This is a genomic window from Brevundimonas sp. UBA5866 (assembly GCF_002432125.1).
Classification (GTDB): Bacteria; Pseudomonadota; Alphaproteobacteria; order Caulobacterales; family Caulobacteraceae; genus Brevundimonas.
Genome location: NZ_DJFS01000048.1, coordinates 1 through 10,302 on the forward strand (window position 1 = coordinate 1; position 10,302 = coordinate 10,302).

The 10,302-nt window shown below is 65.6% G+C and carries 10 protein-coding genes; all 10 read left to right on the forward strand.

The window, feature by feature from the left end; all coding sequences use genetic code 11:
- The first annotated feature begins 424 nt into the window (after positions 1-424).
- Positions 425-3,649: an efflux RND transporter permease subunit gene (locus B3H86_RS05575; RefSeq protein WP_292051817.1), complete on the forward strand. Its 3,225-nt coding sequence runs from the start codon at positions 425-427 to the stop codon at positions 3,647-3,649.
- Positions 3,646-4,251, forward strand: a complete 606-nt coding sequence (locus B3H86_RS05580; RefSeq protein ID WP_242915668.1) for a cation transporter — start codon at positions 3,646-3,648, stop codon at positions 4,249-4,251. The genes B3H86_RS05575 and B3H86_RS05580 overlap by 4 nt, the downstream gene beginning before the upstream one ends.
- Positions 4,248-4,859: a methyltransferase family protein gene (locus B3H86_RS05585; protein WP_242915666.1), complete on the forward strand. Its 612-nt coding sequence runs from the start codon at positions 4,248-4,250 to the stop codon at positions 4,857-4,859. The genes B3H86_RS05580 and B3H86_RS05585 overlap by 4 nt, the downstream gene beginning before the upstream one ends.
- A 7-nt stretch (positions 4,860-4,866) precedes the next feature.
- Positions 4,867-4,998, forward strand: a complete 132-nt coding sequence (locus B3H86_RS05590) for a hypothetical protein (protein ID WP_282452813.1) — start codon at positions 4,867-4,869, stop codon at positions 4,996-4,998.
- 11 nt (positions 4,999-5,009) lie between these two features.
- Entirely contained in the window at positions 5,010-7,571 is a 2,562-nt protein-coding gene (locus B3H86_RS05595; protein ID WP_292051810.1) for a heavy metal translocating P-type ATPase, read from the forward strand.
- Positions 7,572-7,601: 30 nt separating this feature from the next.
- The gene (gene copM / locus B3H86_RS05600) at positions 7,602-8,039 is read left to right on the forward strand and encodes a CopM family metallochaperone (protein ID WP_292051811.1); all 438 of its coding nucleotides are present in this window, start codon (positions 7,602-7,604) and stop codon (positions 8,037-8,039) included.
- Positions 8,040-8,154: 115 nt separating this feature from the next.
- A complete protein-coding gene (locus tag B3H86_RS05605; RefSeq protein ID WP_292051812.1) occupies positions 8,155-8,460 on the forward strand; it encodes a hypothetical protein in 306 nt (101 codons plus the stop codon).
- 66 nt (positions 8,461-8,526) lie between these two features.
- Positions 8,527-9,225, forward strand: coding sequence for an IS6 family transposase (locus tag B3H86_RS05610; RefSeq protein ID WP_292051813.1), 699 nt, complete (start codon positions 8,527-8,529; stop codon positions 9,223-9,225).
- Positions 9,226-9,349: 124 nt separating this feature from the next.
- Positions 9,350-9,631: a hypothetical protein gene (locus B3H86_RS05615; protein WP_292051814.1), complete on the forward strand. Its 282-nt coding sequence runs from the start codon at positions 9,350-9,352 to the stop codon at positions 9,629-9,631.
- On the forward strand, positions 9,628-10,302 hold a 675-nt coding region (locus B3H86_RS05620; protein WP_292051816.1), incomplete at its 3' end, for a type I restriction endonuclease. The genes B3H86_RS05615 and B3H86_RS05620, both read left to right, overlap by 4 nt.

The window sequence follows — 10,302 nt, forward strand, 5'->3', positions numbered from 1 at the left end:
GCGTGCCGGTTCGCCGATGCGCGTGACCGGGCCGAACGGCGAGTTCGACGCCGTCGTCACCGGCGTCGCCGCCGACGCCGGTCTCAGCGAAAGCGGCGCGACCGTGATCCGGGCCCGACCCTCTGGCGCGTCTCTGCCGCCAGCCGGTTCGGCCGTCACCGGCGCCATCGTGACCGGCGAGGCGACTGGCGGGATGACCGTGCCCACCGAGGCGGTCCAGACCGTCGATGGAAACACCGTGGTCTTCGTGCAGGTCGAGGGCGGCTTCCAGGCCGTTCAAGTGCTTGCTGGCCGCCAGGCCGCGGGCCGCACCGAGATCCTGCGCGGCCTCACCGGATCTGAACGCGTGGCGTCCGCCAACGCCTTCCTGCTCAAGGCCGAANNTGGCCAAGGGCGAAGCCGAGCACGGGCACTAGGGGGCGTCATGTTCAAAGCACTTATTGAAGCCTCGGTCCGCTTCCGATGGTTTGTGGTCCTGGCGACGGCGATCGTCGCCGCCTTCGGCCTCTACAACCTGACGCAGCTGCCCATCGACGCCGTGCCGGACATCACCAACCGGCAGGTCCAGATCAACACCATCGCGCCGGCGCTCGCGCCCGAGCAGATGGAACGTCAGGTCACCTATCCACTCGAAACCGCGATGGCGGGGATTCCTGGCATCCAGACCACCCGGTCGCTGAGCCGAAACGGCTTCAGCCAGGTCACGGTCATCTTCTCCGACAATACGGACATCTACTTCGCTCGCCAGCAGGTCGCCGAAAGGATGGCCCAGGCGCGCGAGCGGTTGCCGGAGGGCGTGGAGCCGGCGCTTGCGCCGATCACCACCGGTCTCGGCGAAGTGCTCATGTGGACGGTCGACTTCAAGCCGTTCAACAGCGCCAACCTCGCCAAACCGGGTGAGCCCGGCTGGCAGGCCGGCGGCGCCTATCTGACGCCCGAAGGCGAACTCCTGACCACGCCCCAGGCCCGCGCGACCTATCTCCGCACGGTTCAGGACTGGATCATCGCCCCGCGCATGCGGACCGCGAAGGGCCTGGCCGGCGTTGATGTGAACGGCGGCTATGTGAAGGAGTATGCCGTTCGGCCCGACGCCGCGCGTCTGGCGGGTTACGGTCTGAGCCTGCACGATCTCGTCGTCGCGCTGGAACGGGCCAACACCCAGGCTGGCGCGGGCTATGTCCAGCGGTCCGGCGAAGCCCTGACCGTGCGGACCGACGCCTTGGCGCAGACCATCCCGGATCTTGCCCAGGCCCCCGTCGTCAACCGCAACGGACTGGTCGTCCGGGTCGCCGACGTCGCCACCGTGGAGATCGGCCAGGCGCCGCGTCTCGGCGGCGCCAGCCGCGACGGCCACGAAGCGGTCGTCGGTACGGCGCTGATGCTGGCCGGCGGCAACAGCCGGACGGTGGCCCAGGCCGCCGCCGAACGCCTCGAGGAGGTTTCCGCGAGCCTGCCGCCGAGCGTTGTCGCCGAACCGGTCCTGAACCGCAGCTCGCTGGTCAACAAGACCATCTCAACGGTCGCCAAGAACCTGATCGAAGGCGCTCTGCTGGTGATCGTGGTGCTGTTCCTCCTGCTCGGCAACATCCGTGCGGCCTCGATCACCGCCCTGATGATCCCGATCAGCTTCCTGTTCGCGGTCATCGGCATGAACCGCTTTGGCATCAGCGGAAACCTGATGAGCCTCGGCGCGCTGGACTTCGGCCTTCTGGTCGACGGCGCGGTGGTGGTGGTCGAGAACACCCTGCTGATGCTCAGCCAGCGGCGGGCCGAAGCCGGTCGAATGCTGACACGTCGGGAGCGGCTTGAGGTTGCTGGAGCCGCGGCGCGTCAGATGGTCAAACCGGCCGCCTTTGGCCAGTTGATCATCCTCCTCGTCTTCACGCCGCTGCTGATGCTTGAGGGCGTGGAGGGCAAGACCTTCATTCCCATGGGCGCAACGGTGATGCTGGCCCTCGTCGGCGCCTTCATCTTCTCCTTCACCTTCGTGCCGGCGATGACGGCTCTGCTGGTCCGGGATCCGAAGAAGGTCGAGGTCGACGAGCACGGCCACGCTCACGAACACGAGACCTTCATCCTTCGCTACGCGCGGCGCTGTATCGAGCCTGCGATCCGCGCCGCCGTCGACCGGCCCAAAATCGTCCTGGCGTCCGCGCTCGGCGCCCTCGTCATTGGCGGCATCGCCTTCAGCTCTCTGGGGCGGGAGTTCATCCCGACCCTGGATGAAGGCGACATCGCCATGCAGGCGCTGCGCGTGCCGTCCGCCTCGCTGGAACAATCGCTGGCGATGCAGATGGCCCTCGAACGCGCCATCAAGGCCCAGCCCGAGGTGAAGACTGTCTTCGCCCGGACCGGGACGGCGGAGGCGGCGGTGGACCCGATGCCGCCGAACATTTCGGATGCGGTCATCGTCCTCAAGGACCGCAAGGAGTGGCCCGATCCGAACCTTCCGAAAGAGGAGCTGATCGAACGGTTCGAAGAGCTCGCCGCCGGACAACTCGGCAACAGCTTCGAGTTCAGCCAGCCCATCGAGCTGCGCTTCAACGAGCTGATCTCGGGGGTTCGGACCGACCTCGCCGTGATGGTCTATGGCGACGACTTCACCCAGCTGCAGGCGACTGCGGACCGGGTCGCCGCCGCCCTGCGCGCAACGCCCGGATCGGCCGACGTTCGCGTCGAGCAGGCGTCCGGCCTCCCCACCCTGACCGTCAGCGTGGATCGCTTCGCAGCCGCCAACTACGGCCTGTCGGCCGCCGATGTCTCCGAGGCGGTTTCGGCCGCGGTCGGCGGTGCCGAGGCCGGCCAGATATTCGAAGGCGATCGTCGCTTCAGCGTCGTCGTCCGCCTCGCGGATGAGGCACGGAATGATCCGGCGGCCCTTGCGGCTCTGCCGGTAACGACCGCCACAGGCGTGACCGTGCCGCTCTCTTCTGTCGCCCGGATCCAGGTAGCGGAAGGGCAGAACCAGATCAGCCGCAATGACGGCAGCCGGCGCATGGTGGTGCAAGCCAACGTCCGAGGACGCGATCTGGGCGGTTTCGTCACCGAGGCTCAGGCCAAGGTGCAGGCCGAGGTCGATCTACCGACCGGCTACTCCCTGACCTGGGGTGGCCAGTTCGAGAACCTGAAGCGCGCCGAACAGCGTCTGGGGCTGGTCATTCCGATCGTCTTCATCCTGATCGGGGTCTTGCTCTTCATGGCTTTGGGATCCTTCGCCGAGGCGGGCCTGGTGTTCGCGTGCGTGCCGTTGGCTCTGATCGGCGGCGCCCTGGCGCTTGTCCTCAGGGGGATGCCGTTCTCGGTTTCCGCGGCGGTCGGCTTCATCGCCGTGTCCGGCGTCGCGACCTTGAACGGCCTCGTGCTGATGCAGGCCATTCGGGAACGCCTCACAGGCGGAGCGGCGCCGCGTCTTGCCGCGATCGAAGGCGCGACAAGCCGGCTTCGCGCCGTCCTGACGACGGCTCTCGTCGCCATCGTCGGCTTCATCCCGATGGCGTTCGCCCACGGCGCGGGGGCCGAGGTGCAGAAGCCGCTGGCCACCGTCGTCATCGGCGGCCTCCTGACGGCCACGGCCTTGACCCTCCTTGTCCTTCCGACCTTCGCGGCCAAGGCCGTGAAACACCGGAAGGCGGAAGGAATCGAGGAATGAGCGGGGCTCACGAAACAGAGCAGGTCCAGCGCCGCACCCTCTTGGCGGTGCTGTTCCTGAACGCTCTGCTGTTCGTGGGCCTGGGAGTCGGCGGCCTCGCCGCCGACTCCAGCGCTCTGCTCGCGAACGCCGTCGATAACGGATCCGATGCGGCCGTCTATCTGATCAGCTTCCTGGCGGTCGGACGCGCGCTGATCTGGAAGACGCGGGCGGCTCAGGTGTCCGGCGTCATGCTTCTGATCTTCTCGGTTCTCGTCCTGCTCGACGCCCTGCGCCGGACACTGACGGGAACCGAGCCGGTCGGACCAACCATGATGGTGCTCGCCGTCGTGGCGGCGGTCATCAATCTGATCTGTCTTTTGTTGATCCGTCGGCAACAGAGCAGCGACGTCAACATGAAGGCGGCCGAGACCTTCAGTCTCAACGATTTCGCGTCGAACGGCGGCATCCTCGTCGCCGGCGGCCTGGTGATGTGGTTGGACCAATCTTGGCCCGATCTGCTGGTGGGGGTGCTGGTCGCCGCCATAGCCGCCAAGGGCGGCTTCGACATCCTTCGCGATGCGCGAGATGCGCGGCGCGACGCGAAGGAGCCCGTGGAATGAGCCCGCCCCTGATCGACATCGCGTCCGTCCAGCGCTGGCGCAAACTCTTCATCGCGGCTGGATTGTTCGCACTGCTGGCCTGGACCGCTCTTGTGAAGGCCCAGCCACAGCTGGAGCATCCCGTCGAACACCTAGGGCTGATCGCCATCATGGTCTGCGTTCTGGGCCGCGCCTGGTGCTCGCTCTACATCGGCGGCCGCAAGAAGCAGGAGATCGTCACCTGCGGACCGTATTCGCTGTGTCGAAACCCGCTCTATGTCTTCAGCTTCATCGGCGCATTCGGGATCGGCGCACAGACGGGCAGCCTCACCGTCGGCGTCACCTTCGCCGTCGCCTGCTGGATCGTGTTCCGCATCGTGGCGAGTCGGGAGGAAGGCTTCCTGACGTCGGCCTTCGGCGACACCTACCGCAGCTACGTCGTGCGCACCCCCCGCTTCGTTCCGAACCTGCGCCTGTGGCGTGATGAGGCGGAACTGTCCGTCCGGCCGGCCTTCTTCCTTCGGACTGTCCGCGACGGCCTTGTCTTCCTTCTGGCGTTGCCCGTGTTCGAGGGACTGGAGCACCTCCAGAACCTCGGCTGGCTCGACGCTCTCATCGCCTTGCCGTGAGGTCGAGATGGACCGCAAGCGACTGGTCATCCTCCTGAGCGCGGCTCTGGCGATCGCCGCCTTCGTCGCTGGAGCCGCCGCCCAGCGCGCCGGGATGTTCGTGCCCGACCGCTCGACCCTTACCCGTGACGTCTCTTGAGGAGCCCGATCATGCCCAAGACCCTCCGCCTCAACTTCCCTGTCCTCCTGCCTCATGCGCCCGATCTTCAGGACGGCTGCGTTGGACGGTTGATCGCGCTGTTGCGGGCCGAACCCGGCGTCTCTGAGGCGCATGTCGCCGAAGGCGAGGGAGGCCCAGAGCTTTGCATCCACTACGATCCCGACCAGCTGTCGCTGGCTCAGGTCCGTCGCCGTGCGCGTCAGGCCGGAGCCGAGGTCAGTGAGCGTTTCGGGCATCTCGTCGGGCGAGTGGAGGTTGTCCGCCCCGCCCGCCACGCCCGCACGCTCGCGGCCGCGCTCGGCGAAGAAGCCGGCGTGATCGAGGCGGTGCTGGATCCGGCTGGCGCTCTGCGCCTGGAGTTCGACCGGCAGATCACGAACCGTGAGACGCTTGTCGAGCGCCTTGCGAGCCACGGCCTCGCGCTAGTGCGGGCGACGGAGGGCGCCGCTTCAACCGCTACGAAGACCCCTGAAGCGCAGCCGAAAGCGCCATCCGATCACGAGGCCAGTCATACGCCCGATGACGGTCACGGCCATGGCCACGTCGATGGCGATGGCCATGACCACGGACATTCCGAAGGCGACGGGCACGACCATGGTCATGGCGGCTTCCTCGGACCCAACACGGAGCTCATTTTCGCGGTCGGCAGCGGTGTCGCGCTCACGATTGGTTGGCTGATCGAGAAATTCATTCCGGGCGTGCCGGGATGGCTGCCCTTCGGCCTTTTCCTGATCGCCTATGCCTTGGGCGGCTGGTTCACGGTCGGCGAGGCTGTCGGGAATCTGCGGCGCAAGCGTTTCGAGATCGACACCCTGATGCTGGTGGCCGCAGCCGGCGCCGCGGCGCTCGGAGCCTGGGCGGAAGGGGCGCTGCTACTGTTCCTGTTCAGCCTCGGGCACGCCCTCGAGCACTTCGCGATGGGTCGCGCCAAGAAGGCGATCGAGGCTCTGGCCGCCTTGGCCCCGCGCACCGCTCATGTGCGGCGAGGAGAGGCCGTCGTCGAACTTCCGGTCGAAGAGCTGGAAGTCGGCGACTTGGTCGTCGTTCGGCCCAACGAGCGACTCCCGGCCGACGGCTTCGTCGTGAAGGGAACATCCAGCGTGAACCAGGCTCCCGTGACAGGGGAGAGCATTCCTGTCGACAAGCAGCCTGTCCCGACCCCCGAGGAGGCCCGCGCCAAGCCGGCAAATATCTCGGCGGCGTCGGTGGTCTTCGCCGGCACCATTAACGGCGGCGGCGCCATTGAGATCGAAACGACGCGTCGATCCAACGACACCACCTTGGCCAAGGTCGTCCGGATGGTCAGCGAGGCCGAGACCCAGAAGTCGCCGACCCAGCGCTTCACCGATCGCTTTGAGCGCGTCTTCGTGCCCCTCGTGCTCGGTCTGGCCTTCGTCCTCCTGTTCGCCTGGGTGGTCGTCGACGAGCCGTTCCGCGACAGCTTCTACCGGGCGATGGCCGTACTGGTGGCCGCCAGTCCCTGCGCTCTCGCGATCGCCACGCCGAGCGCGGTGTTGTCCGGGGTCGCCCGGGCGGCGCGCGCCGGTGTTCTCGTCAAGGGTGGCGCCCCGCTCGAAAACCTGGGGGCTCTCGACGCCATCGCCTTTGACAAGACCGGGACGCTGACCGAGGGGCGACCGCGGATCACGGACGTCGTTCCGTTCGGCCAGACGACACAGACAGAGCTTCTCGAGATCGCAGTCGCGGTCGAACGGCTGAGCGATCATCCCTTGGCGGAGGCCATCGTTCGCGATGGGAACCAGCGTCTGATCGCGGCATCGGTACGTGAGGCCACGGAGTTGCGCAGCCTGACCGGCAAGGGCGTCACTGCACGCGTCGACGATCAGGACGTCTGGATCGGCAAACCGGAGATGTTCGGTTCGGAGGCCATCGCTCCGCTCGCACCGGACACCGAGATCGCCGTCGCGGCCCTTCGAAACCAGGGACGGACGCTCATGGTGGTTCGCCGCGGGACAAAGGATCTCGGGGTCATCGGCCTTCTCGACACGCCTCGGGCCAAGGCGCGCGAGACCCTTACCGCGCTCCGCGCGCTCGGCATTCGCCGCATGATCATGATCTCGGGCGACCACCAGAAGGCGGCCCAGGCGGTGGCCGGTCAGGTCGGGCTGACCGAGGCGTGGGGCGACCTGATGCCGGAGGACAAGGTCGACGCCATCAAGAAACTGCGGGCGGAGACCAAGGTCGCCATGGTCGGCGATGGCGTCAACGATGCTCCGGCGATGGCCACCGCGACGGTCGGCGTCGCAATGGGTGCGGCGGGATCGGACGTCGCCCTGGAGACCGCCGACGTAGCCTTGATGGCGGATGATCTGTCGAAGTTGCCCTTCACCGTGGGTCTTAGCCGTCAAACCCGCCGCATCATCCGCCAGAACCTGTTCGTCAGCCTCGGGGTCGTGGCGTTCCTCGTCCCGGCGACGATCCTTGGTCTCGGCATCGGACCTGCCGTCGCCCTCCACGAGGGTTCCACCCTGCTGGTCGTCTTCAACGCGCTTCGCCTTCTGGCATGGCGCGGTCCGCGCGGCGTCGAATGACCCGCCTTCAGGAAAGCAAAGGATAGTCCAATGAAACGTCTCGGCTGGGTTGGCGTCATCGCCGCCTTTCTCCTGATCTCGGTCTTCGGCTTCGGGGTGCTCTCGCGGCAGGGGCACCCGGCGCCGGAGCCGACGGCAGTCGATGCGCGCCCGATCGACCAGCATGCCGGGCACAGCGATGCCGCCTCGGATACCCCCGCCACTCGGTCCTACAAGGAGGCGAACGAGCGGATGCACGCCGCTATGAACATCGACTACAGCGGCGACGCCGATGTCGACTTCATGCGCGGGATGATCGCCCACCACGAGGGGGCGGTCGCCATGGCGAGGATTGCGCTCGACCAAGGTTCGGACCCCGAGGTCAAGGGCCTCGCGGAGGAGATCATTCGCACCCAGGAAGCTGAAATCGTCCGCATGCGGGTGTGGCTGGCCAACCGCGCGGCTCGCCCGGCGGACGCGCAGGGCTGAAGCCATGGGGGGCAAGCGATCCGCGATCCGGAGCAAGGCTCCTCGATGGCGTCCAGGGCGCTACAAGGGGCGCGGCCGGTCCAAGCTATACGGGAGGCCAGAGCCGTTCCGGCCGGTGCAGGACACACTGATCGCGGTTGGCGCGAGCCTCGTCGCCGGCGCGATCGTCTTCTGTCTCGCCGTACCGCTGGCGGCGACCTACCGCATCCCTGTGTTCGTGTCCTTCGGCGTTCTCATGTCGCTCCTAGCGATCATGACCTATCGTCTCGGGCGGAAGGGGCAGGCTGGTCGGGTCATGACCGCCGCCATGGCGGCTGTATGCCTCTTGGGGTTCGGCCTTCTTGTTCTGACGCGAGATCAGTTGCAGTTCGCTCCGCGTCATCACGATCACCCCACAGCGGCCGGGCAGGCACGGCCTTGATGATTGCATCGGTGCTGACAGTCTAACGCTAAAAAGTCTCCACTTGGGTTGAAGGGTGGGGTTTTCATGTCGGGCTTATCGTTCAAGCGTCACCGATTTCCAGGATCGATCATTTGTCAGGCGGTGCGCTGGTATTTTCGCTTCACGCTGAGCATCCGCGACGTTGAAGAATTGATGGCTGAGCGTGGAATCGAAGTCAGCCGTGAAGCTATTCGGTGCTGGGTGAACAATTTTGGACCGCTGATTGCCGCAAACATCCGCCGTAATCGTGATCGTCCGACGGGCCGATGGCATTTGGACGAGGCGGTCGTCAGGATACGTGGTCGCCGAATGTATCTGTGGCGCGCGGTTGATGATGAGGGCGAAGTGCTTGATGTGCTGGTCCAAAAGCGAAGGAACAAGCACGCGGCCTTGAAGCTCTTACGACGCCTGCTCCGCAACACAGGCATTCATCCGGAAGCGATCATTACGGATAAACTTGCCTCGTATCGAGCGGCGCTGAAAGTTCTGCATCTTCAGGGACGTCATCATCCGCGCGGAATGCGCGAGAACAATCGCGTCGAGAATTCTCACCTCGTTATTCGCCGACGAGAGCGAAAGCAGCAGAGGTTTAAATCGCAGGGTTCAGCCCAGCGGTTTCTCTCCAGCCACGGCCCGATTTACAACGCCTTCAATCTTCAACCACACCTGATTTCCCGATCTGGCCTTCGCTTGCTGCGAGGTCAGGCCGAAACCGCTTGGTCGGCAGCGACGCAAGCGGCCTGAAATCGCGAAGGGAAGGGCTGCTTTTGGCTCAATCCAGTTAACTTGTCAGCACCATCGCTGCTGTGATTGCCGCAACCGCGATATCGACCAAGGAACGTATTGCACAGACAGTGTCGTAGGCGTCGTGCCCAACGATCCATACGACGTAGATTATCTCGAGTATACATTACGGTTCACTCGCCCTTATCTTGAGTTCGAGGTAGCGACGCAGACGGCGCAAAAAAACATTAATCTGGAAGTCCTTCGGCCGCTTACAATTCCTTGGCCCGTCAAGGAAGATAGGGATGCAATTGCAAAAGAGCTCACGGCGGCAGAAGTAGTGATCCGAACCATCGAGGCGCGGAAGGCCGCTACCAAGAAGCTGACGCAAGAAATGCTACGCGCCAATTTCGAGGTGCCCGCATGACATTCACCGAAGCCAACACCGTTGAAGCCCATCTGCGCGACCTTCTCGCGGGTGCGGCCTCGGCCCGCCCGGCGCACATCTCCACCGGCCTTGCCCGCGCGGGCGGCAAGATCGCGGGCCTCGGCTGGCATTACGTCGCCCCCGCCGACCTTCCCCGCCAGCCGCAAGAGGTGCTGGTTGAACCTCATCTGCGTGACGCCCTGATCCGCCTGAACCCCGATATCGCCGCCAACCCCGGCCGGGCCGATGACGTGCTCTACCGCCTCCGCGCCATCATCATGGGCGCGCGGTCGGACGGGCTGGTGAAGGCGAACGAGGAATTCGCCGCATGGGCGCTGGGCGAACGCTCCATGCCCTTTGGCGCGAATGGCGAACACATCACCATCCGCCTAATCGACTTCGACGATATCGAGAAGAACAGCTTCACCGTCACCCAGCAGTTCACCATCCGCGCGGGGAAAACGGAAAAGCGCGCCGATCTTGTGCTGCTGGTCAACGGCATTCCGCTGGTGCTGATCGAAGCCAAGGCGCCGGTACGGTCCAGCCAGAGTTGGCTCGACGCGGCATTGCAGGTGCACGACGATTACGAACGCAACGTGCCGGAGCTGTTCGTGCCCAACGTCTTCTCGGTGGCGACCGAGGGCAAGGAGGGTGCTGTCATCTGTGGACGG

What these genes read in the sequence shown, in the direction of transcription:
- copM (WP_292051811.1), top strand. Translation starts at nt 7,602, where the DNA reads ATGAAACGTCTCGGCTGGGTTGGCGTCATCGCCGCCTTTCTCCTGATC.
- B3H86_RS05595 (WP_292051810.1), top strand. Translation starts at nt 5,010, where the DNA reads ATGCCCAAGACCCTCCGCCTCAACTTCCCTGTCCTCCTGCCTCATGCG.
- B3H86_RS05590 (WP_282452813.1), top strand. Translation starts at nt 4,867, where the DNA reads ATGGACCGCAAGCGACTGGTCATCCTCCTGAGCGCGGCTCTGGCGATC.
- B3H86_RS05610 (WP_292051813.1), top strand. Translation starts at nt 8,527, where the DNA reads ATGTCGGGCTTATCGTTCAAGCGTCACCGATTTCCAGGATCGATCATT.
- B3H86_RS05585 (WP_242915666.1), top strand. Translation starts at nt 4,248, where the DNA reads ATGAGCCCGCCCCTGATCGACATCGCGTCCGTCCAGCGCTGGCGCAAA.
- B3H86_RS05580 (WP_242915668.1), top strand. Translation starts at nt 3,646, where the DNA reads ATGAGCGGGGCTCACGAAACAGAGCAGGTCCAGCGCCGCACCCTCTTG.
- B3H86_RS05575 (WP_292051817.1), top strand. Translation starts at nt 425, where the DNA reads ATGTTCAAAGCACTTATTGAAGCCTCGGTCCGCTTCCGATGGTTTGTG.